The 25352-nt window shown below is 64.2% G+C and carries 22 protein-coding genes and 1 tRNA gene; 8 read left to right on the top strand and 15 right to left on the bottom strand.

The window, feature by feature from the left end; genetic code table 11:
- Nucleotides 1-41: 41 nt before the first annotated feature.
- Nucleotides 42-1016, bottom strand: coding sequence for a chromosomal replication initiator protein DnaA (locus ABEA23_RS05925; protein ID WP_345477148.1), 975 nt, complete (start codon nt 1014-1016; stop codon nt 42-44).
- A 19-nt stretch (nt 1017-1035) separates the two neighbouring features.
- Between ABEA23_RS05925 and ABEA23_RS05920 the strand changes: the two genes are divergently transcribed.
- Complete coding sequence (locus ABEA23_RS05920) at nt 1036-1701, top strand: histidine phosphatase family protein (protein ID WP_345477147.1); 666 nt, start codon at nt 1036-1038, stop codon at nt 1699-1701.
- Between the two features lie 31 nt (nt 1702-1732).
- Here the strand turns inward: ABEA23_RS05920 and purN are convergent, their stop codons facing one another.
- On the bottom strand, nt 1733-2320 hold the full coding sequence (purN, locus tag ABEA23_RS05915) for a phosphoribosylglycinamide formyltransferase (protein WP_345477146.1): 588 nt from the start codon (nt 2318-2320) through the stop codon (nt 1733-1735).
- Nucleotides 2321-2346: 26 nt separating this feature from the next.
- Here purN and ABEA23_RS05910 point away from each other — a divergent pair, with 26 nt between their 5' ends.
- Entirely contained in the window at nt 2347-2793 is a 447-nt protein-coding gene (locus ABEA23_RS05910) for a hypothetical protein (RefSeq protein ID WP_345477145.1), read from the top strand.
- A 33-nt stretch (nt 2794-2826) separates the two neighbouring features.
- On the opposite strand, the gene ABEA23_RS05905 is transcribed toward ABEA23_RS05910, so the two are convergent.
- Nucleotides 2827-4224: a cell division protein PerM gene (locus ABEA23_RS05905; RefSeq protein WP_345477144.1), complete on the bottom strand. Its 1398-nt coding sequence runs from the start codon at nt 4222-4224 to the stop codon at nt 2827-2829.
- 182 nt (nt 4225-4406) lie between these two features.
- On the opposite strand from ABEA23_RS05905, the gene ABEA23_RS05900 reads away from it, so the two are divergent.
- Nucleotides 4407-5630, top strand: coding sequence for a glycosyltransferase family 4 protein (locus ABEA23_RS05900; RefSeq protein WP_345477143.1), 1224 nt, complete (start codon nt 4407-4409; stop codon nt 5628-5630).
- A gap of 540 nt (nt 5631-6170) precedes the next feature.
- Here the strand turns inward: ABEA23_RS05900 and ABEA23_RS05895 are convergent.
- Both ABEA23_RS05895 and ABEA23_RS05890 read right to left on the bottom strand, forming a co-directional pair.
- Nucleotides 6171-7376 (bottom strand): App1 family protein phosphatidate phosphatase, encoded by a 1206-nt coding sequence (locus ABEA23_RS05895; RefSeq protein WP_345477142.1) that lies wholly within the window; start codon nt 7374-7376, stop codon nt 6171-6173.
- A gap of 55 nt (nt 7377-7431) precedes the next feature.
- Nucleotides 7432-8847: an MFS transporter gene (locus tag ABEA23_RS05890; protein WP_345477141.1), complete on the bottom strand. Its 1416-nt coding sequence runs from the start codon at nt 8845-8847 to the stop codon at nt 7432-7434.
- 211 nt (nt 8848-9058) lie between these two features.
- Between ABEA23_RS05890 and ABEA23_RS05885 the strand changes: the two genes are divergently transcribed.
- Nucleotides 9059-10021: an inositol monophosphatase family protein gene (locus tag ABEA23_RS05885; protein ID WP_345477139.1), complete on the top strand. Its 963-nt coding sequence runs from the start codon at nt 9059-9061 to the stop codon at nt 10019-10021.
- A gap of 101 nt (nt 10022-10122) precedes the next feature.
- Nucleotides 10123-11223 carry a VIT1/CCC1 transporter family protein gene (locus tag ABEA23_RS05880; protein ID WP_345477138.1) on the top strand — a complete coding sequence of 367 codons (1101 nt, stop codon included), beginning with the start codon at nt 10123-10125 and terminating at the stop codon, nt 11221-11223.
- Between the two features lie 275 nt (nt 11224-11498).
- Here the strand turns inward: ABEA23_RS05880 and sucD are convergent, their stop codons facing one another.
- The 3 genes from sucD to pcrA form a co-directional block, all read right to left on the bottom strand.
- On the bottom strand, nt 11499-12413 hold the full coding sequence (sucD, locus tag ABEA23_RS05875) for a succinate--CoA ligase subunit alpha (RefSeq protein ID WP_345477137.1): 915 nt from the start codon (nt 12411-12413) through the stop codon (nt 11499-11501).
- Nucleotides 12414-12430: 17 nt separating this feature from the next.
- Entirely contained in the window at nt 12431-13594 is a 1164-nt protein-coding gene (gene sucC / locus ABEA23_RS05870) for an ADP-forming succinate--CoA ligase subunit beta (protein WP_345477136.1), read from the bottom strand.
- A 64-nt stretch (nt 13595-13658) separates the two neighbouring features.
- Nucleotides 13659-16121, bottom strand: coding sequence for a DNA helicase PcrA (gene pcrA / locus ABEA23_RS05865; protein ID WP_345477135.1), 2463 nt, complete (start codon nt 16119-16121; stop codon nt 13659-13661).
- 140 nt (nt 16122-16261) lie between these two features.
- On the opposite strand from pcrA, the gene ABEA23_RS05860 reads away from it, so the two are divergent.
- Nucleotides 16262-17002 carry a hypothetical protein gene (locus ABEA23_RS05860; RefSeq protein ID WP_345477134.1) on the top strand — a complete coding sequence of 247 codons (741 nt, stop codon included), beginning with the start codon at nt 16262-16264 and terminating at the stop codon, nt 17000-17002.
- A gap of 47 nt (nt 17003-17049) precedes the next feature.
- Nucleotides 17050-17125: transfer RNA gene (locus ABEA23_RS05855), tRNA-Arg, on the top strand.
- Between the two features lie 177 nt (nt 17126-17302).
- Here ABEA23_RS05855 and ABEA23_RS05850 read toward each other — a convergent pair.
- From ABEA23_RS05850 to ABEA23_RS05825, 6 genes are all read right to left on the bottom strand, one after another.
- On the bottom strand, nt 17303-17956 hold the full coding sequence (locus ABEA23_RS05850; RefSeq protein ID WP_345477133.1) for a M23 family metallopeptidase: 654 nt from the start codon (nt 17954-17956) through the stop codon (nt 17303-17305).
- 27 nt (nt 17957-17983) lie between these two features.
- A complete protein-coding gene (locus ABEA23_RS05845; protein WP_345477132.1) occupies nt 17984-18436 on the bottom strand; it encodes a pyridoxamine 5'-phosphate oxidase family protein in 453 nt (150 codons plus the stop codon).
- A 101-nt stretch (nt 18437-18537) separates the two neighbouring features.
- The gene (locus ABEA23_RS05840) at nt 18538-19740 is read right to left on the bottom strand and encodes an ABC transporter permease (RefSeq protein ID WP_345477130.1); all 1203 of its coding nucleotides are present in this window, start codon (nt 19738-19740) and stop codon (nt 18538-18540) included.
- 50 nt (nt 19741-19790) lie between these two features.
- The gene (locus ABEA23_RS05835; protein WP_345478629.1) at nt 19791-20456 is read right to left on the bottom strand and encodes an ABC transporter ATP-binding protein; all 666 of its coding nucleotides are present in this window, start codon (nt 20454-20456) and stop codon (nt 19791-19793) included.
- 119 nt (nt 20457-20575) lie between these two features.
- Entirely contained in the window at nt 20576-22120 is a 1545-nt protein-coding gene (locus ABEA23_RS05830) for an efflux RND transporter periplasmic adaptor subunit (protein ID WP_345477129.1), read from the bottom strand.
- Entirely contained in the window at nt 22117-23175 is a 1059-nt protein-coding gene (locus tag ABEA23_RS05825; RefSeq protein ID WP_345477128.1) for a hypothetical protein, read from the bottom strand. The genes ABEA23_RS05830 and ABEA23_RS05825 overlap by 4 nt, the downstream gene beginning before the upstream one ends.
- Nucleotides 23176-23428: 253 nt before the next feature.
- Here ABEA23_RS05825 and ABEA23_RS05820 point away from each other — a divergent pair, with 253 nt between their 5' ends.
- On the top strand, nt 23429-24532 hold the full coding sequence (locus ABEA23_RS05820) for an alkene reductase (protein ID WP_345477127.1): 1104 nt from the start codon (nt 23429-23431) through the stop codon (nt 24530-24532).
- A gap of 81 nt (nt 24533-24613) precedes the next feature.
- On the opposite strand, the gene ABEA23_RS05815 is transcribed toward ABEA23_RS05820, so the two are convergent.
- A complete protein-coding gene (locus ABEA23_RS05815; protein ID WP_345477126.1) occupies nt 24614-25192 on the bottom strand; it encodes a hypothetical protein in 579 nt (192 codons plus the stop codon).
- Nucleotides 25193-25352: the final 160 nt, after the last annotated feature.

Below are 25352 nucleotides of genomic sequence, written 5' to 3'. Positions count from 1 at the left end.
CTTTGGCCTCGGTATCACGACCCCTCTGGGGCGGCCGACCCTCAGCCCTGATAAGTCCCCGGCTGCTGCGGTGGGGAGTAGGATCCGTACCCCGGTGCCGAGTAGCCGCCAGAACGCTGGAACTCCTTATAGGTCCTGCGGTCCCGGATGTACTTATTCGACGCTGGGAGCCACAGCATCACCAGGGCGGCGAAGCTCAGCACAACAGTCGTCAGGATCAGGCCGTATGAGCCGCCGTTGTACCCGAAGAAGAACAGGAACAGACTGCCGGCGATCCAGATGGTGGCCAGAATGCGGCCTACGTTTCCGGTCATTGTGCCCACGAAGGCCATCGCCACGTAGATCACCGCCACAACGACAGCCCAGACCAGTGCCATCAGACCCAGGCTCAGCAGCATCAGCTCCAGAACCTCAGCCTCGCTTACACCCTGGAACTGTGGGTCAGCCTGCATCTGCTCGATGAACATCTGCTGGTAGCTGGGAGAGAGGATCTGGTCCGGATTCTGCATCGGCAGATCCGCGAAAGTGTAGATGCCCCACGCCAGTGCGCTCACTGCAGCGCCGATCAGCAGGAACAGCGCAGCCATCAGCGTTCCGGCGCGCTTGGGTTTGCCGGAACTGCCGAAGGGCTGGGCACCCGCGGACGGATAGCCAGCGGGCGCATAGCCTCCGGGCGCATAACCACCGGGCGCCTGCGCGAAGTCCGGCTGCGGCTGGTAGGAGCCGGCCGGTGGATTCTGCCAGCCCTGGCTCTGCTGCGGCTGACCCCAGGTGGGCTGCCCGTAGGGGTTGTACTGGCCCCCGCTGTAGCCGCTGTCGCCGCCGGGATTTGCGGGCTGTCCGTAAGGCGAGCCCTGGTCAGCGGAGTCGGACCCATCCGGCTCACCCGTTGAGCCCGAAGTGCTGGAAGCATCCTCGCTGCGCGGAGCATACTGTCCGTAGCGGGGTTCGGGACGGGGGTCCTGTTCAGGTGCGGAGGCGTCGTCGTCGGGATTCTGACCATACGGGGTGCTCATGGACGTTAGCCTAGTCCCTATGGGACATACCGCTACAGTCCATTTGGTGCGCCACGGCGAAGTGCATAACCCGGACAGGGTGCTTTATGGCCGGCTTGATGGTTTCGGCCTCTCCGAGCTGGGTAAAGAGATGGCGCTGGGCATCGCCGAGCACTTCGTGCAGCGTGCTGAGCAGGGCCGACCCGTTCATATGCTGGCGGCTTCTCCACTGCAGCGAGCACAGGAGACCATCGCCCCGCTGTCAGCCCGCCTGGGTCTGCCGGTGACCATCGAGGAACGTGTCCTGGAAGCGGAGAACGCTTTCGAGGGTCTTTCCTCGGTGAAGCGGCAGCTGCGCCGGCCCAAGTATTGGCCGCTGTTGGTCAATCCCTTCCGACCGTCCTGGGGCGAACCCTACAAGCAACAGGTTGCCCGCGTGCTGGCTGCGGTGAAAGACCTCTCGGATCAGGCCATTGCTGACCATGGCGAGGGCGCGGAGGTGGTGGTGGTCTCCCATCAGCTGCCTATTTGGGTGACCCGGTTGTGGGCCGAGAACCGGCCGCTGTGGCACGATCCGCGCAGCCGCGAATGCACGCTGACCTCCATTACCAGCCTGCATATTGGCCCTGGTGGCGTGGAATCGGTCAGCTACGAGGAGCCGAATAAGGAACTCTCCAAGCAGGCGCTGGCGCTTCCCGGTGCCTGACTACTAGTGCCTGACTCAGCCGGTGCCTGACTCAGCTGAGCTGAATTCTGCGGTCGGCGATGTCGGCTAGCACCTGCACCAGCAGACGGCGTTCTTCGGCTTTGATGCGCTCATGCAGGGAGTCTTCGTCGTCGTTCTCCAGCACGTTGACTGCCGCCTGCGCCAGGATCGGGCCGGTGTCCACACCTGAGTCGACCTGGTGCACGGTGCAGCCGGTGATCTTGACTCCGTGGGTGAGTGCATCGCGGACCCCGTGGGCGCCGGGGAAGCTGGGCAGCAGGGCGGGGTGGGTGTTGATCACCGGGACCCCGATGGTCTCGAGGAACTCAGCGGAGAGAATCCGCATGAACCCGCTGGAGACCACCAGATGCGGCTCATAGGCGCTGATCGTTTTGCACAGCTCCCTGTTCCAGGCGGCGCGACGGTTCGGGGTGGCGCCTTTCTCCAGTGGCACGGCGAATGTAGTGATACCGGCGGCTTCGGCGCGCTTCAGCCCCCCGCAGCCTGGCACATCGGAGCCGACAGAGGCGATATCCACGGCCAACTCACCGCTGGCCGCGGCGTCGATGACTGCCTGCAGATTTGTGCCAGAACCGGAGACCAGAACCACGATGCGCATAGTCTCCAGCCTATAGGCTGGGTGTGATGAGCGCGCCTTCTCCAGAGCCCACTACCCCGCAGCTGAAACCCGGTAAGCCCGATCCTGCTGAGCAGCCTGAGGGGCTGCGCCGCCATGCCCGGCTCATGGGATGGCTGGTCCTAGCCATCATTGTGGCCTACGGGGCCTTCCAGTTGCCGCTGCCGTGGAAGCTGCTCTCCCTTGCCGCCGGTGTGGCCGGGGTCGCCGGTGGGATCGCGCTGATCGTGCGGTGCGTGAAGGACAAGACTCCGGCGCTGTTCTGGATCTCCGCGGTGCTGGTCATCATCTGCTGCGGCATGTTTGCGCTGCTGGGCGCTATGCAAGCGATGTTCTGGGATGCCAGCGTCACCTTCGACCAGTGCCGGGTGACCGCAGTGACCGAACGCGGAATGGCTCGCTGTTTCTCCGAGTACCAGGAGAACATGCTCTCCAGTGTGCCCGGCAGCAACTGAGGCCTGCCGCGGTGAGCAAGCAACTGGCTAGCGCTACTTCGAAGCCGTGAAGCTCTCTGACTCGTCATCGGTGCGTGCGTGATCCGGGCCCGCGCCGTCGTTTTTGAGTTTCTTGAACCGGCGGGGAGGTCCCTGCTCATCCTCGCTGGTCTCCGCCTCATCAGGTACCAGGCGACGACGACGCTTCAGGCTGGTGGCCGGGGCGATGAGATAGCCCAGCACCGTTCCTGCAGCGACCCACCCGCCCAGCATCACCGCAGCGAGCAGGGCGTGCGGGCCGATGTCACTCATCCGCCCAAGCCCTAGTGAAATATGCGAGAGCCAGAGCGGCAGCACCGCAAGCAAAGCGGTGACCAGACCGGTCAGCAGTCCAAGCGTCAGCGTGGACAGCGTCAGGGATACCGGACGGAACCGGATGCGCAGCACGAACCAGTCATCCAGATGATTCTCGCCTTCGCGCATCAGCCACCAGCCGGCCAGCACTCCGGCCAGCAGCGGCACGCCCAACACCGTCCAGGAATATGCATAGACCTCAGCGGGCAGCACAGCGAGCACCGGCACATCCGGCACGGCCCCGAGTTCAGCGGCGAACGGCGACAGATGCGTCCCCGAGCCCACCGAGAATCCGGCGCCGGTGGAGTAGGAAAGGGCCCACAGAACCATATTCGGCGCTGCTCCCAGCTGCAGCAAGGTCAGTCCAGCCGCCCCCCAGATCCCCGGGCCGATGGCCTGGTAGGCATTGGCGACATCCATCCAGCGGAAACCGATCCAGCCCCCCAGCAGCAGGGCGGAGAGTCCGACGGCGGCAACCGCGGCAACCGCACCGGCCCGCAGCACCGCCCACAGATACGCTCCGGCCCATTTCAGGTGCTGGGAAAGTTCCTCCACTTTGGCCTCGAGATCAACCCCGATCATCCGCGTTGCACTGCGGGCCTCGGCGTAGCAGCCAGACAGTGAGCCCAAGGCCGCCACTGCGGCGGCCGCTGCCACACTGGCAGGCGGAGCGGCTGTGATGGTGCTCCCTTGAGCCAGCTGGGCAATACCGCCGGCCGCGGCGGCATAGACCAGGATGAAGCCGGTCAGCCCTTGCCAGAGCTGGTCTGGATAGGAGCCCTGCGCCAGCCGCCGGCCAGCCCGCCACGCCAGATAGAACGGGATCAGGGTGAGCCCGAGAGGCACCAGGCGGAACCAGCCGCCCTCCTCGGTGAGCAGCAGGGGCGAGGCGTTGAGCACCAGCCACACCTGGGCGGACAAGGAGGTGACCGCCCCGCCGTCGAACCCTCCACCGGCACTGCCCAATGCCATAGCAAGCACCGGCACGGTCACCAGAAGCGCAAGGGCCAGCACCGCCTGAACCGCCTCGAAGACGCCGAAGAGCCACAGCGGCAGGGCGGGCAGCCGGAAGCGAGAAGGGGACTCAGCAGTGCTCATTGGTTCCATGGTGCCAGCTGGTGGACCCCGCCCCCCGGATTGACTCCCCCAGCGGGCGAAAACCCATCCAGTCTGATGGTGCAGGTACGGCAGCGGGAGCCCGAGGAAGGATTCACAATGTGTTCACCTGAAATCAACCTCAGACACGACTGTTCATCAGCGGAAGCTCTTATTCTTAAACCGTGAAAGTCGTGGTGGTTGCTGAGTCTTTCTTGCCCCATATGAACGGAGTGACCAACTCCGTTCTGCATGTTCTTGCGCATCTGCGCCGACGCGGGGATCAGGTCACTGTCATTGCGCCCAGTGATTCCCTATTCGACTCCAATCCCCTGGCAGAAGAAATCCCTGATCAGCCAGAGCTTTGCCATGGTTTCCCGGTGATCCGCGTGCCATCGCTGCCACTGCCGGATTATCCCAAGGTCCGGGTCGCGGCCGGGTTCGTGATGCGCATCCGCCATATTCTGGAGGACATCCGGCCCGACGTCGTGCACGTGGCTTCCCCCTTTGTGCTGGGCTGGCGAGCCATCCAGGCCGCAGACGCGCTGGGACTGCCCACGGTCTCCATCTACCAGACCGAAGTGCCGACCTATGCCGCCCGCTACCGGTTGCCCTGGGCCGAGGAACTGCTCTGGCAGCATGTTCAGCGCATGCACCAGGCCTCCACGCTGACTCTGGTGCCGAGCTCCTTCTGCAAGAACCAGCTGCGCGAGCGCGGCATCAAGCGCCTGAAGACGTGGCGGCGCGGCGTGGACCTGCAGCGCTTCAACCCCGGTCGCCGGGATGAGTCGCTGCGGGCTCAGATTGCTCCGCATGGTGAGAAGCTCATCGGCTTCGTGGGCCGACTGGCGGCGGAGAAGCAGATCGAGGACCTCGCTGTGCTGGACTCACTGCCCGGGACTCGACTGGTGATCATCGGCAACGGCCCAATGGAATCCTCCCTGCGGCGGCGGCTGCCCAATGCCTATTTCGCCGGTTTCCAGTCCGGGGATGACCTGGGCGCCCATGTGGCCAGTTTGGATGTCTTCGTGCATCCGGGAGAGGCCGAAACGTTCTGCCAGACCATTCAGGAGGCGATGGCCGCCGCCGTCCCGGTGGTGGCGGTGGGGCGCGGTGGACCTTTGGATCTGGTGGACCGGGGGCGCACCGGCTGGCTCTATGAGCCCGGTGATCTGCCCGGGCTGCGCTCGGCGGTGGAACATCTGGTGGGCGACGACGACGCCCGCGCATCCTTCTCCGCTGCGGCCCACGCGGAAGTGCAGGGCCGCACCTGGGAGGCCATCTGCAATCAGCTCATCGGGCATTACTCCCGTGCCGTGGAGGTCAATTCACGGCTGCAGGCCGCTCGCGCTAAGCGCTATATCGAGGAGCAGAACCGCCTGACCGGCGGCTTCCTCTCGGGATTCTAAATCGGGCGGGCCTGGAACGGTCAAGGCCGGACCCCCATGCAGGTCACCGGAGTGCGCTACCCCTGCGCCGTCCGCTGTTCCGGGTTGCGCCAGCGACGCTCACGCCTTGCTGCCCGCGCCCGCGCGCTGAAGCGGGCGAGCCGAAACGTGCGGGCCGAGTCGTGCGTGCCGAGACTGCCACTCCCCGCCGCCCCGAGGCGACCGCGCCCCGCACCGCTTTACCATCCCGTATTCGCTTTACCACCCCGTATACGGGCCGGTAATGCGAATACGGGATGGTAAAACGACACTCCAGGCTAGAACGGGCCGGCCGAACGAACCCCCGCCCGCGCCAGTCCAGCCGGGCGAACGAGCCGCCACCCGCACCAGTCCAGCCGGCCAGTGCCGTGCCGGTGGTGACTCCGCTCGCAGCGTTTTACCCGGGCTTATGCGGTTTACCTACCCGTATACGGCCGGGTAAAACCCCGAAGCCCGGGTAAAACCGCAAACCCTGCATCAGCGACGTCGCTCCGCGGGCCTATCGATGCTGGCACTCCCAGTTCAGTGCCGCGAGGGCCCGAGCAGACCCTGCTCGGAGAGCTGTTCGGAGATCGCCTTGCCGTCAGGCCCATAGATCCACGGGATCTGATACTGCCCCACGGTTTGGACGCGCTGGGGGTTCTCGCCGCCGTTGGTGGCTTTCAGAAGGTCCTCACCATCAGGTGCCTCAGCACGGCCACCAGCCAGCACCGCCTCGGAATAGGTCAGTTCCCGGATGATGACAGCTTGTACCGCCTGGGGGTGCCGTCTGGCGAAATCAGCGTAGATCACCGGGTCATGCTGGCCGTCGTCGCCGATCAGCACCCATTTGATCTGCGGATAGTCCCGGTGCAAACGCTCCAGCTGTTCGTCCTTATGCTGCTGTCCGGAGCGGAACCAGCGGTCCTCAGTCGGACCCCAGTCGGTCAGCAGCAGCGGTCCAAAGGGGTAGAGGTTACGGGTTAAGAAACGGGTCAGGGTCTGGGCCACATTCCAGGCGCCGGTAGACACATAAATGACCGGGGCACCAGGTGAAGCCCCCAGCAGCCGCTCCATCATTACCGCCATACCGGGGGTGGGCGTACGGGCGTGCTCATCGAGGACAAAGGAGTTCCAGGCCGCCAGGAAAGGCCGTGGAAGCTTGGTCACCACCACGGTGTCATCAATATCGCAGATCACACCGCTGGTGACATCGTCTCCGATGATCTGCACTTCAGCGGTGGTGGCCTCAGCCCCGGCGGCTTCGAGCCGGACTTCCTGCCACCCCGGTTCCAGAAGGTCTTCGCCCAGGTCAACCTGTACATCCACGATTCCGCCGCGGTCGGCCGAGACCTCGTAGCTTCGCCCGGCGATAGTCACGGTGACCTCGGCGAAGGGCACCGGGGCCGAGACGAAGTTCCTCCAGCCGCGTACGCCATCGGCAATGACCTTGGCCACGCGGCGGCCGTTCTCAAAATCTGTATCCGGTGCCATCACCACGCGGGAGAAAACTCGAACCCAGCGCGGTGATCCGTAGCCGGTCAGCGACAGCATGGTCACGTGCTGCTGCTTCCGGCACGCCAGGTTCAGCCGCAGCTGGTGCCAGCGGTCTTCGATCTTCATCGCCCGATTGCGCCGGGGGTTCGTGTAGTGCTCCCGCAGTGCGGTCAGATCCTGATGTACTTCAGTAGGCCCTTGGTCTTCGGGGCTCTCTGATTCAGCGGGCACAGCCCTCTCCGGCGTCGTCATCGTGGTCCATAGTAGCGGTGCTGCATGTCCCGGAAGTGTCCAGCGGATCCCGGGCTCAGATGGTGGTGCGCAGCGGGACTTCTTTGATCATCAGATTCAGCACGACGGCGGGCAGGGTCAGACAAGCTGCCACTAGGAACATGGTGCCACTAGCGTCCGCATAGGTGGCCGAGGGAGCCGTTCCGTTGACCTCCGCCACGGAGACTCCCACCACCTGCATCGCCATCACCGAACCCAGGATGGCGGTTCCCGATGCCCCACCGAAGACCCGGAAGAAAGCGATCAGCGCACTAGCCTGACCCACCCGGGTGACCTGCACAGTGTTCTGCACCGCCAGCATGAGGTTCTGCATCTGCGCCCCAAAGCCCAGTCCCACAACCACCAGCACGGTCAGGACAAACCAGAACGGCGTGCCGGAGTCCACTGTGGCCAGGCCGAACATGCCGGAGGTGAGGATGAGCGAACCGGCCACAATATAGGGCTTCCAGCGCCCATATCGGGTGATCAGCCTGCCGGTGGTCATGGTGCCGATCAGATTGCCCAGCACCAGTGGCAGGATCATCATGCCGGATTCAGTAGGGCTTAGGCCTCGGCCAATCTGGAAGTACTGACCCAGGAATGCGGGCATCCCGAAGAGGCATACGGCAATGGAGGCCGAGGACAGCGCCGCGAGCAAGGTGGTGCGGGAGACCAGCATGCGCAGTTGAATGATGGGGTTTGATACTCGGCGCTCGATCATGACGAAGGACGCCAGGAGCACCATGGCCAGGGCCAGCAGCAACGCTGATTCCCAGGAGATCCAGTCAAAGAACTCAGGTGTACCGGCGAAGGAGAGCCAGATCAGCAGTGCACCTGAGGTCAGCACCAGCACCACGGCGCCTAAGTAATCAATGCGGCCGCGGACTCCCAGGACCGGCACGCGCAGGGTGAAGCCCACCAGCACCAGCGCCATCAGGGAGAGCGGCACCCCGACAAAGAAGCACCAGCGCCATCCCAGGGTGTCTACGGTGATACCGCCCACCAGCGGGCCAAGCGCGGTCGCGGTGGCCAGGCAGGCTCCGAAGTATCCGGCGTAGCGGCCGCGTTCGCGCGGGGAGACGATGCTGGCCAGGATGGCCATGGCCAGTGCCGTCAGTCCGCCCAGCCCAATGCCCTGGACGAACCGGGCGCCGATGAGGGTCTCCATATTCGGGGCGAAACCGGCGGTGAGCGAGGAGAGGAAGAAGATGACATTGGCCACTTGGAAGAGCGTCTTCTTGCTCATCATGTCCGCCAGCTTGCCCCAGACCGGGGTGGATGAGGCGTTGGCCAGCAAGGTCGCGGTGACCACCCAGGAGTACTGGATCTGCGTGCCGTGAAGTTCTGACACGATCACCGGCAGCGCAGTGACCACCACGTTCATGGAGATCATCGCGGCGAAGAAGACTCCTAGGATGCCGCTGATCGCCCAGCCGAGGTCTCGGCGGGTCATACCGTCAGGCAGCGCTGATGGGGTCCTATCCGACCGCGATTTTAGTTGCATATGCGAACTATGCTAGGCCCGCCCTTGCTCTTTGGCAATGCCGGAAGCCACTGGTTGCGGGGCCGTCGTCGTCACCTCAGCACTAGTCTTTAGGAGCAGGCGGCGAGCAGTTCTGTCACGCGCCGATTACTCAACAGTTCCAGCACTAGGCTGGGTGACTGTGAGCGAATCAAACACCTCGGCCGCCCAGCCCATTGCCCCCTCCCCCAGCTCCGACGACGTTGCTAGCGCCGCAGAACTGCCCAGTGCTGGAGAATTACCCAGTGCTCAGCAGCTGCGCGGCATCGCCAAAGAGGCAGCATGGGCCGTAGGCCCTGCGCTGAGACTGGCATTCCGGGCGCAGATGGATATTGATATCAAGACCAGCGCCCATGACCTGGTCACCATCTATGACAAGCAGACCGAACAGCAGCTGGTGCAGCTGTTGAGCCAGGCGATACCGGATTCCCGCTTCACCGGCGAGGAAGGTGGCGCACAGGGTTCCGGACGGGTGGAGTGGATCATCGACCCCATCGATGGGACCAGCAATTTCGCCCACGGTTTCGCCATGTTCAGCGTCTCCATTGCCGCAGCCTTAGATGACCAGGTGATCGCCGGTGTGGTGTATGACCCGGTCAATGAGCTGACCTTCTCCGCCGACGACGACGCCGCCTATCTTCAGACCAGGGAACAGCCCGAGCAGGCGCTTAAGCCGACCCCGAAGCTGGCCGCCGACGGCGATCCTCGCCGTGAGAACCAGCTGAACCTGGTGACCAGCTTCCCGGGCGCGGAGATGCTGGCCCGCCGCGGGACCGAGGCGTTGGAAGGATTCGCGGAATTGGTGACCACCTATTCCAGCGTTCGCCGGGTGATCTCCGGTGCCCTGGAGCTCTGCCATGCCGCTGCCGGGTGGGCCGATGTTGCCGCCGGAGGCAAGACCAACCCCTGGGATGTGGCGGCCGGTCAGCTGGTGCTGCGCCGGGCCGGCGGACGATACCTGCCCTTCGGCGCTCGCGGGGGCCGCAGCTGGGAGGGCGCAGAATCCCCGGATGCCCACTTGGCCCCTGGCTATGTGGGCCTGGCCCCCGGTGTTGAGGCGCCGACGGCGGCACGAGTCTTCGCGGACTTCGCCTACCGCGGCTGAACCTGCCAGGGGGGCGCCTCGTTTAGGTCTGCCAAAGGCTTAGGGGTGCTGAAGAATCGTCACACCCGACGGAGCGGCAGTCATGCCGCAAGAATGGAGCAGTGACCGAAGAATCCTCCGGGCCTGCTGCGCCCTCGCCCACACAGATCCGTCGCTGGCGCAAGTATCTGGCCGATGAGATCGCTGAAGCCAAGCTCTATGAGGACCTGGCACGTCGCAAAGACGGCGAGGAACGCCAGATCCTACTGGGCTTAGCTGCGGCGGAGCAGCGCCATCAGCAGCACTGGCGTGACCTGCTGGGACCTCATGCCGAGCGCCTTCCTGCCCCGTCCCTGCACCGTGTGCTACTGGGACAGCTGGCGCGCATATTCGGTTCGGTGTTTATTCTGGCGCTGGCTCAGCGCGCAGAGGGAGACTCCCCCTACAGCCGGGATGAGGATGCCACCCGCGGGATGGCCGCTGATGAGGAGATCCATGAGGAGGTTATCCGCGCCCTGGCCGCCCGCGGTCGGGAGAAGCTCTCCGGCGGATTCCGCGCGGCTGTCTTTGGTGCCAATGACGGCCTGGTCTCCAATTTCGCGCTGATCATGGGCATGGGCGGCACCGGCGTTTCCGCCACAGTAGTGCTGCTCTCTGGGGTGGCAGGATTGCTGGCCGGTGCGCTGTCAATGGCGGCTGGTGAGTTCATCTCAGTGCGCAGCCAGCGAGAGCTGCTGGATGCCACACGACCGACTCAGGCCACCCTGCGTGCCGCTCCGGATCTGGACCTAGACCATAACGAGCTGGTGCTGGTCTACCGAGCCAGGGGGCTCAGCCCCGAGGATGCCGAGCATCGCGCTCTTGAACGCCTAGGCATCTTCGAGTGCAACTGCCGGCCGGAGATGTCACATAACCCGGAGGAAGCCGCCGACGAATATGAGGCCGTGGGCTCAGCCTGGACGGCTGCCGGTTCCAGTTTCTGCTTCTTCGCGGTAGGTGCGATCATCCCGGTGCTGCCCTACCTCTTAGGTGCCGAAGGGCTTAGCGCGGTAGTGATCTCCACGGTACTGGTTGGACTGGCACTGATGGCCACTGGCGCCGTCGTCGGCCTGCTCTCGGGTGCCTCCCCACTCAAGCGCGGCCTTCGCCAGCTGGCCATTGGCCTAGGCGCGGCAGCCATCACCTACGCCCTGGGCTCCGTGCTGGGCGTCACCGTGGCCTAGATGTTGCCACCGGTGCATAGCGCGCAGCCTTCCGCTGACCGCGCACCCAAGGCTCACCGAACATAGGGCTGCTACGCCCAGGACAGCTGCACCCGAAGCTGCAGTGGTCAATGCGCTGCCATTGCGCGGCTCGCAAGCGCAGCAAATCGACCACTCTGGCGGCCAGGCTCCAGCGAGCAAGACCACAGCAGCGGTGTGCCGCAAGCCTCGCCCACGAGTAAGGCCCGCCTCCCTATGCAGGAGACGGGCCTTACTCAGTTAGATCTTCAGGCGGTTCAGCCCTGGAAGACCTCGCGCAGCAGGGCGGCGGTCTCAGATGGGGTCTTGCCCACCTTCACGCCGGCTGCCTCGAGGGCTTCCTTCTTGGCCTCAGCGGTGCCGGAGGATCCGGAGACGATGGCGCCTGCGTGGCCCATGGTCTTGCCCTCAGGAGCGGTGAAACCTGCCACGTAGCCGACAACCGGCTTGGTGACGTTGTTCTTGATGTACTCAGCTGCGCGCTCCTCAGCGTCGCCGCCGATCTCACCGATCATCACGATGGCCTTGGTCTCGGGGTCACCCTCGAAAGCCTCAAGCGCATCGATGTGGGTGGTGCCGATGACCGGGTCGCCACCGATACCGATGGAGGTGGAGAACCCAATGTCACGCAGTTCATACATCATCTGGTAGGTCAGGGTGCCGGACTTGGAGACCAGGCCGATGGGACCCTTGTTGGTGATGTTGGCCGGGGTGATGCCTGCCAGCGCCTCACCGGGGGTGATGATGCCGGGGCAGTTGGGGCCGATGATCCGAGTGACGGGCTTGCCGTCGGGGCCGGTCTTGGTCAGCGAGAGGTTGTAGAACTCAGCGGAGTCCTGCACCGGGATGCCCTCGGTGATGACCACCAGCAGGCCGATGCCGGCCTCGATAGCCTCAACGGCTGCGTCCTTGGCGAACTTCGGGGGGACGAAGGCCACGGAGACATCCGCGCCGGTCTTCTCCATGGCCTCGGTGACGGAACCGAAGACCGGGAGCTCGACGTCGTTGCCGTCCTTGTCCTTGTGAGCCACAGTGGTACCGGCCTTGCGGGCGTTGACGCCACCCACAATGTTGGTGCCAGCCTTCAGCATCAGTGCGGTGTGCTTGGTGCCCTCGCCGCCGGTGATGCCCTGGACGATGACCTTGGAGTCCTTGTTCAGGTAGATCGACATGTCTGTTCTCTAAATCCTTACTTGTTGGCCAGCTCGGCAGCCTTATCGGCACCGGCGTCCATGGTGTCGGCGGTGGTGACCAGCGGGTGGTTGGCCTCTGCCAGGATGCGGCGGCCTTCCTCCACATTGTTGCCGTCGAGGCGGACCACGAGCGGCTTAGTTGCAGCGTCGCCCAGGATCTCCAGGGCCTTCACGATGCCGTTGGCCACGGCGTCGCAGGAGGTGATGCCGCCGAAGACGTTGACGAACACGGACTTGACCTGGTCATCGCCGAGGATGACGTCCAGGCCGTTGGCCATGACCTCAGCGGAGGCGCCGCCTCCGATGTCCAGGAAGTTGGCTGGCTTCACACCGCCGTGGGCCTCACCGGCGTAGGCGACGACGTCCAGGGTGGACATGACCAGGCCTGCGCCGTTACCGATGATGCCGACCTGACCGTCGAGCTTGACGTAGTTGAGGTCGTTGGCCTTGGCCTTGGCCTCCAGCGGGTCCTCAGCGGACTGGTCCACCAGCTCGGCGTGGCCGGTCTGACGGAAGTCAGCGTTCTCGTCCACGGTGACCTTGCCGTCGAGGGCGATGATCTTGCCCTCGCCGGTCTTCACCAGCGGGTTGACCTCCACCAGGGTGGCGTCCTCTTCCTTGAAGACGGTCCACAGCTGCTGGAAGACATCAGCCACAGCCGGGGCCTCCTCAGCGGAGAAGCCTGCCTGCTCAGCAATCTGAGCAGCAGCAGCGGCGTCGATGCCGGTGTTGGGATCGAAGTTGTAGCGCACGAGCTTCTCGGGTGCTTCCACCGCGAGCTGCTCGATCTCCACGCCGCCCTCCTTGGAGGCCATGGCGAGGTAGTTGCGGTTGGCGCGATCCAGCAGGATGGAGAAGTAGTACTCCTCTGCAATATCGGCGCCCTGGGCGATCATCACGCGGTGCACGGTGTGACCCTTGATGTCCATGCCGAGGATGGCCTGGGCGTGCTCGTAGGCCTCGTCGGGGGTCTTGGCGAGCTTCACACCGCCAGCCTTACCGCGTCCGCCCACCTTCACCTGAGCCTTAACGACGACGACGCCGCCGATCTGCTCAGCTGCCGCTTTGGCTTCTTCCGGGGTCTGCGCCACGATGCCGGCGAGCACGGGAACTCCGTGCGCCTCAAACAGATCGCGCGCCTGGTACTCATACAGGTCCACGGGTGGTGTCCTTCTGCGTCGAAGTCATCTTTAACTTACGAGTGCTGGGGGCACAGTGATGCCCTTACCCAACCTTCTCAACTGGAGCATATCGCAGGAGCAGGCGCTTCTCAGTTCCGCTGAAACTGACCTTCGCCACAGTTTTATCCCCGGTGCCTTCCAGTGCGATGACCTCTCCGACCCCGAATGAGGCGTGACGTACCTGGTCACCGGGGTTCAGCGCGGGTATCTCACGACCAGGGTTGACCTGGGTCCGCTGCTGGCTGCGCGGCGGCGGGGTAAAGGACACATCTGACATCAGAGATGGCTCTGAGCTCCAACCGCTACCGGTGCCGGTGCTGCGCGAGGACCCGAATCCACGGTCTGGATACCGGGGGCCGCGGCTGAATGTGCTGGCAGAATCCGGGGTCTGCTCCAGCAGCTGGGCCGGGATCTCCTCCAGGAACTGGCTGGGCGGGTTGTACTGCTGCTGACCCCAGAGGCTCCGGGATTCAGCGCGGGTGAGGAACAGCTGCTTCTCCGCGCGGGTGAGTCCCACGTAGGCCAGCCGGCGCTCTTCGGCCAGCTGCTCGGTGTCCCCCATCGAACGGGAGTGCGGGAAGACCCCGTGCTCCATTCCTGTGAGGAAGACCACAGGAAATTCCAGTCCTTTAGCTGTGTGCAGCGTCATCAAAGTGACCTGCCCCTGCTCGGCTGCGATGCGCTGGGATTCGGCGTCCCCGGCGGAGGGGATGGCATCAGCATCAGCAATGAGCGAGACCTGCTCCAAGAACTCCGCCAGGCTGGGGGCTTCGGTGCCGGACTCGTATTCCTTCATCACCGCCACAAGCTCGCCGAGGTTATCTGCTCGGGACTCATCCTGCAGGTCTTTGGATTCACGCAGTGCCTGCATCATGCCTGATTGCTCCAGCACCGCTTCCAGCACCACTGAGGGCTTCTGATCGGCAGCCAGTGCGGCGACGTCGTCCATCATCCGCACAAAGGACTCAATGGCTTTTACCGAACGGGTGGCGATGGCCGGCGCCTCATCGGCTCGGCGCAGCGCCTCAAAGAAGGTGGTGCGTTCCCGGGCGGCCAGTGCTGCCACTGCACCCTCGGCGCGCTCACCAATGCCGCGTTTGGGCTCGTTGAGGATGCGGCGCAGGTTGACGTCGTCGTCGGGGTTATTGATGACGTGCAGGTAGCCCAGGGCGTCCTTGATTTCCTTGCGGTCGTAGAACCTGGTGCCGCCGATAACGCGGTAGGGGATGCCGCGGGTGATCAGCCGCTCTTCCAAGGAACGGGACTGGGCGTTAGTGCGGTAGAAGACGGCCACGTCAGCGGGACGGATGCCTTGTTCATCACCGAGCCGGTCGATGGTGCGGGCGATCCACTCGGCTTCATCGTGCTCGCTGGCGGCCACGTGCAGCGTGACCGGTGCGCCCTCTCCGGATTCGGTCCACAGCTTCTTCTCCGTGCGTGAGGGGTTCTTGGAGATCACCGCGTTGGCAGCGTCGAGGATGTTCTGGGTGGAACGGTAGTTCTGCTCCAGTTTGATCGTGGTGGCCTCAGGGTAGTCGCGCTCAAACTCCACAATGTTGCGGATATCTGCGCCGCGGAAGGCGTAGATGGACTGATCCGAGTCACCCACTACGGTCAGTTCCGCCGGTGGGGTCTGCACCTCATCGTTGGGGGCGGTGAGCTGGCGGACCAGCCGGTACTGGGCGTGGTTGGTGTCCTGGTACTCATCCACCAGCACGTGGCGGAAGCGGCGCCGGTAGTTGTCCAGGATCGCGGGGAAGGCATCGAACATGTAGACGGTCTCTGCCAGCAGATCGTCAAAGTCATAGGCGTTGGCTGCGCGCAGCCGCTGGGTGTACTCCCGGAATACGGTCGCCACGGCCTCGCTAAAGGGCTCGTTGGGCGCCTTGGCCTGAAACTCTTCGGCGTCCACGAGCTCGTTCTTCAGTGCGGAGATCTTGTTCTTGATGGAGCGCGGGTTGAAGCGCTTGGGGTCCAGATCATGAGCTTTGGCAATGCTGGTGATCAGCCGCAGAGAATCCGCTGCGTCATAGATGGTGAAGGTGGTCTTGCGACCCAGATTGCCGGCCTCGGCGCGCAGGATGCGCACGCAGGAGGAGTGGAAAGTGGAGATCCACATGCGCTGGGCGGCAGGACCTACCAGATCTGCGATGCGGTCCTTCATTTCCCGGGCGGCCTTATTGGTAAAGGTGATCGCGAGAATCTCATGCGGGCGGGCCGCGCCGGTTGCAAGCAGGTGAGCGATGCGTCGGGTCAGCACCCGAGTCTTCCCCGAGCCCGCCCCAGCCACAATCAGCAGCGGGGTGCCGTGGTGGAGGACAGCCTGCTGCTGCTGTGGGTTCAACCCCTCGGTGGCATCCAGCTGGGGACGCGCCGGTGCGCTCTGCAGGACCGCAGCGCCGTCGTCGTCCCATCCGGTTGACGAAGACGTGCCGGCGCTGCGCTGTGCGGTTTTGTGCGGCGTGGTGCCGGCTCGTTCAGAGGGAGGGGTGAACAGAAAATCCATGGTGCATCCAGTCTACGGGCCGCCCCTGACAGTGCTGCGGTGCCCAGCACGTCATCGGTACCCGCTCTCGCGTCAGGCGCATAAGGTGCAGCTGGGAGGTGAGGCCGACGACGGCGGGCGCGGTCTGGGAAGATGGGGCTATGTCCCAGCGCAGAAAGAGCACCCGCGGCAATCCCTCCGGCCAGGAATCGTCCTCGGGGATGAATCCGCAGCCAGATCAGCGCGCGGCCCGAGGCCTGAAGGCCTTTCGTGAGGCTGAACGCAAGGGTCAGAGCGCAGCCCAGACCCCGCAGCGCCGGCCGCAGGATATGAAGGATGGTTTCCTCACCGAAGCCAACCACCGTGCCGCTGAAGGCGAGTACTCCTCGCCGCGGATTCTTGTGTACGCGCTGCTGGTGATTGCCGCGTTCATGTTCAGCTACCTGCACCTCTACGCGATGCCTCAGCTGCGTCATTTCGCCGCTGGCCTGTCCATGCCTGATGCGCGGCTGACCGGCTATGACACCGAGGATCTGCAGCAGCTGCGCAGTGTCATGGAGGACAGCGCGGCCGGGCAGCTGAGCTTCCTGCACATCACCGCCGGAGTGATCTTCCCGGTGGCTTTCTTCTTGGCGACCTGGGCGGTCATGGGTCTGCTGCTGGGTCCAGGGCGCGTCCGCTGGGTAGCCGTGGCGGCAGCTGCGGTCTTCGCCGTGGTGGATATCACTGAGAACATTCTGATCGACCAGGCTTTGGCGCAGAGTGAGCCGTCCGAGGGCTTGGTGGGCACCGCGTCGCTGCTGACCCAGATCAGCTGGGCCATGCTGATCGTCCTGGGGGCGGCGGTGGTGCTGGTGGTGCTGGCCGATGCGGTGCGGATGCGGCGCGAGAAGTCCCGCTAGGCGGGCCTAACCGTTACCATGGAACCCGCGACGGCGACGTCGCCCCCGCCTCCGTAGCTCAGGGGATAGAGCAACCCTCTCCTAAAGGGTAGGTCGTTGGTTCGAATCCAATCGGGGGCACCAAGATTCTGAGCTGAAATCCCATCCCGTGTTGCAAAAATCGGTCTTCTCCGGCCCTTCAGCGCAACAACGGATGGGATCACCGGAGTTGAGTCTCGGCGGACCCCATCCGTTGTTGCGCTGGGGCACCGCCCTGCCGACTCTCGCCCGCGACGAATACCCGATCATGGCGGTCATTGCTCAGATGGCCCGCGCCTGCTCACCGATCTCCACGATCTGACCGTTGCGAGGCAACGACCCCTTGAACCTCATCTGCACCGCGGAGGCACGTTCGATATCAGGGGTGTTGATCGCTTGAATATGCAGATGCGGCTCTGTGCTGTTGCCTGAGTTTCCGCAGCGACCAAGCAGCTCACCCGCCCGGACCCTCTGCCCTGCACTCGGCATCACCGATCCCTGCTGAAGATGGCAGAGAACAATGAACGCACCACCGCTCTCCAGCACCACATAATTGCCGGCCAGGGCCGTCCAACCTGCGGCCGCTCGGCGCGACTGGGTCAAGGCGTAGCGAAGTGAAGGCAGGCCCCGGTAGGCAGCATGGTCGGGTTCACTGTCATGAACGGCGACAACGGCCCCGTCGGCAGGAGCGAGGACCGGGCGACCGAATCCTGGGAACTTCTCCGGCGGTTCCGGACGCAGAAGTGTCCCGAAGGTCACCGGGGCTGTGCGGTGGGTATCACCAACCGGTACGAAGTCGATCGCGTAGGAGGTGGCGAATACCGTTGTCCCGTGGCTGGGCACTCGGTTGGCGGGACTGTTCTGGACCAGCCAGCGCCCCGTAAATGGGTACCGCAGATCGACGACGCCCCCGCACCCCGCGGCTTTCATGTCCATCTCCGCCTCGAAGCAGCGAAGCCTGCTTCACCCGCCCTCAGAGCCCTCACCGAGTTCGCGCTCAGGATGCGGACCGAAACGGAAATGCCGGCCGCTGAGTTCGGTGGGCGTGATGCGGACATAGTGGTCCTTATACGTGGGCACCCAGGAGACCAATCCAAGAGATTCAGCAGAGGCCAGTTCCGCTGATGTCTCCAAGCGGTGAGCTTCGCCTCGCACGATGACCGACCACGCCTGGTCAGAGAGAATCCCGTCGGCCTCGATCAGCACCTGTTCGGCAACTGCCACTTCAGCCAGCTTGGTTCCAGGGGCTGTCCTGAACACCAGGGTACGGTCCTGTACTGCGAAGTTGATGGGGAAGATATCCGCCCTGCCGTTGACCACTGTCACCAGCCGTCCGTGCTGGGTACCCTCTAGCAAGCTCCAGATCTGGTCCTCATCCAGCACCAGAATCGGCTCATCCTCTTGATGTTCGAACATCTCGGGTCGTTCCTCTCGTCACGGTGATCGACGTCCCCCGGATGCGGCCAGTCTACGGAGCCTGCTCCGGGTTTTCGAGGACGGGATGCGGACGATGGCGCCTAGATTCCACCACGCAGAGCCGTCACCGGCTCCAGCGAGGCCGCTTTCAAGGCGGGGTAGGCTCCGGCCACCAGCCCGATCAGTCCCCCCAATGCTGCGGAGCCGGCAACCAGGCCCAGATCCAAGATGGGAGTCCACTGCTGAGCTGCACTGATGCCGACCACGGCGAAGGACCCTAAAGCCGCACCGATGAGCCCGCCGAGCAGACCAATGGTGACTGACTCCACGATGAACTGTGCGGCGATCTGCCTGCGTGTGGCACCCAGGGCTCTGCGAAGACCAATCTCACCGACCCGCTCCATCACTCCCAGCAGTGTCACATTGGCGATCCCGAGCCCACCCACCAGCAGCGACACCGCACCTAGGGCTAGGAACACCGCATTGATGTCGCCCTGGACGTTCTCCCGCAGGGAGGACCCCAGCACCGGAGCCTGGACGCTGATATTCTCCGGTGAGTTCGGGGAGAGCGCCAAGGGTGCTTGTTCCACCAGCAGCGGCCCAGCGCCCACGGCGATGCGTACCTGGGCCTGATTGGCGGTAGCCAGCCCAAATTCGGTACGCGCGGTCCCCAGCGGCAGCAATACCGCATCGAGGACATCACGACGACGAGCCACGTCATCCACGATGCCGATCACCGTGTAGGCGTCTTCTCCGATAAAGATGGCCGGCTGGGTGTCCACCCGGTTGATGCCTAGCCGCTCTGCGGCCAACGAGCCCAGGACCGCGACCCGATCAGCACGCGAATCATGGCCGTCGTCGTACATCCGGCCGGTGTGCAGCTGACCGCGGAGGGTCTCCAGCAGCTGCGGAGAACTGGCCAGTACCGGCGGCTGGACCTGCGCGGGAGCACTGGGGTCGATCAGCGGGACAGAGGTGATCATCGCGTCATCAATATCCACCTCGGCCATCAGTACCGCTGACTCCACGCCGTTGAGCCGCTGCAGCCGCTCCGGGGTATCCCAGGGCAGAGCAGAGCGCAGTCGGGTCTGGCCGCCCTGGCTGTTGGCCGTACCGGGCTCCACCACCGCTTGAGTAGCCGCCACCGCGTCGAACTGGCGGGCAATCTGGCCGCCGCCGGTCTGGGCCATGCCGATGGTGACCACCAACGCTGCAATACCGAGCACGGTGCCCAGAATGGTCAGCGCCAGTTTCCCTGGCCGGGCACCAATGCCGTGAGCGGATTCGCGTAGCAGATCCCCCATGCTGAATCCTGCGCCGGGAGTCATCCCAGCAGTTCTGCGGGAACGCCGGCTCACCGCTCCAGCTCCGTGAGCCGACCGTCGGTGATCCGCACCCTGCGCTGCGCGCGCCGGGCGACTTCGTCGTCGTGGGTGATCACCAGCAGGGTCAGCCCGTCTGCGTGCAGCTCATCAAAGAGGCTCAGCACCTCTTCGGAGGTGGCAGAGTCCAGGTTTCCGGTGGGCTCATCGGCAAGCAGCAACTGCGGTGAGGTCACCACCGCCCTGGCCACAGCCACACGCTGGCGCTCACCGCCGGAGAGCGTGGTGGGCTTGAAGTCCAGTCGGTGCTCCAAGCCCACTCGGCACAGCGCGTCATAGGTCCGACGCAGTCGTTCCCGCCGCGGCACGGGTGCATACATTGTGGAGAGCAGGACGTTCTCCAAGACCGTACGGTGCGGCAGCAGGTGGAAAGACTGAAACACGAAGCCAATGAGTCCCCCGCGCAGCATGGTCCGATCGCGCTCGGTGGTCCGGTGCACCGGCTGCCCGTCCAGCCAGTACTCCCCGGTGCTGGGGCGGTCCAGGAGACCCAGCAGGTTCAGCAGAGTGGATTTTCCCGAGCCCGAGGGGCCCACAATGGAGAGGTACTCTCCGCGGTGGACCCGCAGCGAAGTGGGGTGTAATGCGGTGACCGGCGGGGGTCCGGGGAACGACCGGGTGACCTCCACCAGATCCACTACAGGCGGGTCTACTACAGGCGGGTTCGATTCAGCACCTTCCCATGCGGCCTGCTCATCGCCATCAGGCTCGACGAAGGTCGGGGCAGCCCCGTCGAGGTCAATCGGGTGGGTGGCGTTCACCGTCCCACCACCACAAGATCACCGGGGGCCAGGTCCTGTGCGGTGATCTCTACGTATCCTTCAGCGGTGAGCCCGGTGGTGACCCGGACAACGTCAGTCTCGTCGCCTTCGCCCAGCACCTCTACTCGGCTTTCGCCGCCCGGTCCGGCGGTCACCGCAGCGACCGGCACCACCATGACCTCCCCGCCGGTGGATTCCATGGGGATAGTGACCCGGACATTGGTTCCCACCAGCTGGGCGCGCTGTTCTTCACTGAGCTCTTCGGGGACCAGCACCACTTCCATGCGATCGCCTCCGGAGGACCCGGTGCCGGCGCCTTCACCGTCATCAGAGCCTGACGTACGACGACGCACCTCGGCTACCGAGGCGGAGATCTCCTGATCCCCCACGGACAGAAGGGCCTGCATGTCCTCGGAAATCAGCGCAGCATCCGCAGCGGCGACGCTGGCCAGGATCTGCAGTTCCGCTCCGGAGATAGTGATGGCATCGCCGGAGACCGTGTCACCGCGAGAAACTGAGACCGAATCTACTCGGCGAGGCAGGGAATCCACATAGACCAGCTCATCCAGCGGAAGCGGGGTGAGGGTCTCCAGCCAGGCCCGGTCCACGGCCGCGTTGGCATCCTGCGCGGCTGCCGCGGCGGCGTCGCGGGCGGCTAGTTCAATGGTTCGGTCATCGCTGTCTGCCCGCTCGTAGTCGGTCTGGGCGATGGTCAGCGTCTGCTGGGCGGATCGCAGCTCTTCACGAGCGGCGTTCAGCATCTCCCGGGCGCCTTCCTCAGGCTCCGGTGGGGCGTAGCCGGCGTTGGAGTAGAGGGCCTCGACGGCCAGGGAGAGGTCGTAGTCATACACATCTGAGGCGGTGTGCCCGGCGGCATAGCCCAGTTCCAGTAGGGCACTGCGCAGTTGGACCACATCGGGGCCAGCGCTGCCGATCCGCAGCGAACGATACGCCGGCAGCTCGCCAGGAAGCACGATGACGGGGCGGCCGGTGATCTCGATCAGCACGTCCCCCGGGCTCAGCTCCTGGCCGACTTCCGGGACATGGCCAGTCACCACTGCGGGGCCTCCCCCGTCTCCGCCGTCGAGGCTGACGGATACCGGGTCATCGTACTGGGCGTCACCGCGCAGGGTGAGATCTGTGGCCAGCTGGCGCTCTTCCACGGGAACGGTGATGGGGCCGGCCTGCGGAGGTGCAGCCTCAGCTGCGCGCTGGGCGGGAGAGACCACCATCAGACTCAGCAGGAAACCAGCCACCAGGGAGATAACTGACGCCACTGCTACCAAAAGGATCGTCCGATTGGCCCGCGGGGGCTTCACATGCTCGGGGACACTGACATCAGCCATACCTTCTGGGGCGTCGTCGTGCAGTTCCTCGTCGGGATACTGCTGCGGTCCTTCGGTGACGGCTTGGATGGCTGTCGGGTCGTACTCCTGCGTAGTGTCTTCATCAGTGTGCTGACCCCTACGCTCACGGCGGCTGCGATTTATCAGCTCGCTGAAACCCACGCGCTGTGTCTCGGGCTTTTCGCCGCCGCTCATGCGTCCTGCCCGAACGTGGCCACCAGCTGCTCGATCTCAGACTGGTGATCTTCGACGAAAGTCTCTTCGTACTCAAAGATGACCTTCAGCCGCTCGGATTCCAGGTTCAGCTCCTGCTGGCAGCTGTAGTCGGCAACAGCGACCTTGATCTCACGCTCACGCAGCTCCGCGAGCCCCAGGTCCTCCATGGTCTCCTGATAGGGGTCAGTCCCATCAGGCAGGTTTTCCCAGTCGATGGATTCCCAGTCGATGAGCTCCTCAGCCTCGGTGTAGATCCGGTCGGACTCGTCCTGGATGAGATCCCAGGCGGAGCTGGTGTCCGTCAGTCCGGAGAAGCCCTCGTCTTCCATGCACTGGGACCACTCGCCATTGAGTTCCACAATGCGTGGATCCCGTTCCGCCTCCTGATACGCCCGGTCGTAGGCTTCGAAGAACTCCTCAAGGGCCGGGTCCTCCCACATGGCCTGATCTTCTTCGAAACCGGACTCGTAGACCTCATGCTGGGCGGCACCGTAGCAGCCGGCGCTCTCCCAGTCGTAGTCGAAGGACATATCGCCCTCTTCATCCCAGTCGGCTTCATCGATCTCCATGGGAGGGCCCCACATCGCCTCCTCATACGCTATCCGCTCAGAGTCGGACATCGCTTCTAGATAGGCCTCGTTGGGATCAGACCACTGCTCGGCTTCCTCTTCGGGGATCTCCATGCCGTACTGGGTGGTGATGCCGTATCCGTACTGCTGGGTCCATTCCTCGCTGCCCCAGTCATCATCGACGACGGCGAAAGACCCGTTGTCCACCGGGCGCGGGGTGTAGTCGAAGCCTTCATCTGCCATGCATGAGGCGACGAGCTCCTCCAGGCGGCGCTCTTGGTCGACGCTTTCGCGCTCGTAGTCCTCCTGGGTCCTGTCGTCATCGCCGAAGAGCGAGGCGTAGACCTCCGACATGGGGCTGTCCTCCCATGTGAGCTCACTCTCAGAGGATGCGGCCCCACCGCAGGCGGTGGCGATCAGCAGCAGAGCGGGGGCGCCCGCGGCCAAAAAACGGCGGTGTTTCATGACGTCTTCTCCAAGTCACGGCCGCACCTCTCTGGCAGCCCTGAGTTCAACCTAGCGGGGGCTGAAGGCGAAGAACATACGACTAGAGGATGATTTTTCAGGTTTTGCCAAGTTTTAGGACAGCTTTTACCCAGATTTTAGATTTCTGGAGGAGCGCGGCCCACACGTCGGATTGATCAGCAGGAATGCGCGAAGCCTGCCCGGGGTTGGCCACCGGTGGACTAGCTGGCGAATATGCGCGAAAGGACGATTGATGCCCCACCCCACCTCCGAGAGGTTCTTCAGTCCGGTCAGCTTGGGATCCATCGAGCTTCGCAATCGATTGGTGATGGCCCCACTGACCCGTATTCGGGCTGATGAGCAAGGTGTGCCCACTGATCTGATGGTGGAGCATTATGCGCAGCGGGCTGGTGTAGGGCTCATCGTGACCGAGGGCACCTGGCCGGTGGGAGAAGGCCGCACCTGGATCGGCCAGCCCGGGATTGAAACCGCTGAGCATGTCGCCGGCTGGCGCCGGGTCACCGAGGCGGTTCATGCGCGCGGCGGGAGGATCGTCATGCAGATCATGCACGGCGGCCGGATCGGGCACGAGGCCATCTCCTTCACTGGCCGAGTAGTAGCACCCAGCGCGATTGCCGCTCCCGGCCAGATCCGCACGCCCGAGGGCAAGCAGCCGCTTCCGGTGCCGCATCCGCTGAGCACCGAGGAGGTCAGCGAGGTGATCAACCAGTTTGTCCAGGCCGCGCAGAACGCCATAGCCGCAGGAATGGACGGGGTGCAGATTCACGGGGCCAACGGCTATCTCATTCAGCAATTCACTGCTGCGGCCAGCAACACCCGCACTGACCGCTATGGCGGATCCGCAGAGAACCGGGCCCGATTGGCCGTGGAAATCGCTGCGGCGGTCGCCGAAGCCATCGGTTCAGAACGCACCGGGATCCGGCTCTCCCCGCAGCACAATGTCCAAGGCGCCTTGGAAGAGGATCACGACGACGCCCTGGCCACCTACCAGGCGCTGGCAGAAGGATTGGCTCCACTACGTCTGGCGCATGTAGATGTCCTTCATCCAGAGCCGTCCGCCCCATTGGTGCAGACTATCCGGCAGGCCTCAGGCGCACCTCTTATCGCTAATACCGGTTTCGCCGCGCCTACCGGTCGGGAAGAAGCTTTCAGCATGGTTGAGCAGAACCTTGCCGAGGCTGTCGGGGTGGGGCGGGCGGTCATCGCCAACCCTGACCTCGTGCGCCGCTGGCAGCAGGGGCTTCCGGAGAATGCGCCGGATCCAGCGACGTTCTACATCGGCGGCGAGCGCGGGTACACCGACTACCCCACCTACAGCACCGGAGAACATCACTAAGCAGCGGGAACGTGCCCACCACCGGCCACGCCGATGCCAGGCCCGTGACCGCGTGACAGGTCCAGACTGGGGTCCACCGCATCAGCTGTACGGCGAATCTTTGGGCGCACCGTAGCCAGACCGCTGCAGCGGAACGCGCAGGAAGCCCGCAATATGTTCGGCTTCCGCCAGCAACGGCTGCCGTCCGCCGAAGCCCGAACGGCTCTCCTTTGCCAGTACAACCTCTTCACCGGCGCGGGTATTCAACAGGATCGTGGAAATCCGCTCCCGGGTGGTGCCTTTGTCGTGGTTACGAATCCGAAGATCGGTATGAAGCAGCACATGATGGCTGCCGGCGGCATCAAAGGTTCCCTCATGGCGCCGCAGCCCGAAGAACTGAGAAGTCCGCCATTCGCTGTGACCGTAGCGGCGCAAGGTCACATAGATGCGCTTCGATGAGGCACCGAAGAACACGCCTACGGTCAGAAACACCAGGGGCAGTAGCACAGCCCACCACGCGCCGGACTCTCCCGGCCTTGAGGACTGCGCTGAGACGAGGACGAATGCCACGAACCCGCAAAACAGGGCACCGCCGAGACCGATGACCATTCCCACAATAGGGATCAGCAGGTTACCGCTGCGCAGCTCGATAGCCTCAGCTCCCGCCTCATCGATTCTCATATGTGGCCCCTTCTCGCTGTCGGCTATTGCTGTTCCGCCCCCAGCATATGCACACCACTGCTGAACCTGCTGAGCAGGCCCAGAGGGCATGAAAAAACCGGCCCCTCCCCCAGAGATCTGGAGGGAAGGACCGGTTTTTAGGGGTTCAGATCATCGAACC

It is taken from the genome of Nesterenkonia rhizosphaerae, from assembly GCF_039544555.1.
In the GTDB taxonomy this organism is placed as follows: Bacteria; Actinomycetota; Actinomycetes; order Actinomycetales; family Micrococcaceae; genus Nesterenkonia; species Nesterenkonia rhizosphaerae.
This window is presented reverse-complemented; position numbering and strand designations above follow the sequence as displayed.

Excerpts from the sequence above, each read along its gene's own strand:
- ABEA23_RS05925 (WP_345477148.1), bottom strand. The coding sequence starts at position 1,016 with ATGAGCACCCCGTATGGTCAGAATCCCGACGACGACGCCTCCGCACCT.
- ABEA23_RS05920 (WP_345477147.1), top strand. The coding sequence starts at position 1,036 with ATGGGACATACCGCTACAGTCCATTTGGTGCGCCACGGCGAAGTGCAT.
- purN (WP_345477146.1), bottom strand. The coding sequence starts at position 2,320 with ATGCGCATCGTGGTTCTGGTCTCCGGTTCTGGCACAAATCTGCAGGCA.
- ABEA23_RS05910 (WP_345477145.1), top strand. The coding sequence starts at position 2,347 with ATGAGCGCGCCTTCTCCAGAGCCCACTACCCCGCAGCTGAAACCCGGT.
- ABEA23_RS05905 (WP_345477144.1), bottom strand. The coding sequence starts at position 4,224 with ATGAGCACTGCTGAGTCCCCTTCTCGCTTCCGGCTGCCCGCCCTGCCG.
- ABEA23_RS05895 (WP_345477142.1), bottom strand. The coding sequence starts at position 7,376 with ATGACGACGCCGGAGAGGGCTGTGCCCGCTGAATCAGAGAGCCCCGAA.
- ABEA23_RS05890 (WP_345477141.1), bottom strand. The coding sequence starts at position 8,847 with ATGACCCGCCGAGACCTCGGCTGGGCGATCAGCGGCATCCTAGGAGTC.
- sucD (WP_345477137.1), bottom strand. The coding sequence starts at position 12,413 with ATGTCGATCTACCTGAACAAGGACTCCAAGGTCATCGTCCAGGGCATC.
- pcrA (WP_345477135.1), bottom strand. The coding sequence starts at position 16,121 with ATGGATTTTCTGTTCACCCCTCCCTCTGAACGAGCCGGCACCACGCCG.
- ABEA23_RS05860 (WP_345477134.1), top strand. The coding sequence starts at position 16,262 with ATGTCCCAGCGCAGAAAGAGCACCCGCGGCAATCCCTCCGGCCAGGAA.
- ABEA23_RS05850 (WP_345477133.1), bottom strand. The coding sequence starts at position 17,956 with ATGGACATGAAAGCCGCGGGGTGCGGGGGCGTCGTCGATCTGCGGTAC.
- ABEA23_RS05845 (WP_345477132.1), bottom strand. The coding sequence starts at position 18,436 with ATGTTCGAACATCAAGAGGATGAGCCGATTCTGGTGCTGGATGAGGAC.
- ABEA23_RS05840 (WP_345477130.1), bottom strand. The coding sequence starts at position 19,740 with ATGGGGGATCTGCTACGCGAATCCGCTCACGGCATTGGTGCCCGGCCA.
- ABEA23_RS05830 (WP_345477129.1), bottom strand. The coding sequence starts at position 22,120 with ATGAGCGGCGGCGAAAAGCCCGAGACACAGCGCGTGGGTTTCAGCGAG.
- ABEA23_RS05825 (WP_345477128.1), bottom strand. The coding sequence starts at position 23,175 with ATGAAACACCGCCGTTTTTTGGCCGCGGGCGCCCCCGCTCTGCTGCTG.
- ABEA23_RS05820 (WP_345477127.1), top strand. The coding sequence starts at position 23,429 with ATGCCCCACCCCACCTCCGAGAGGTTCTTCAGTCCGGTCAGCTTGGGA.
- ABEA23_RS05815 (WP_345477126.1), bottom strand. The coding sequence starts at position 25,192 with ATGAGAATCGATGAGGCGGGAGCTGAGGCTATCGAGCTGCGCAGCGGT.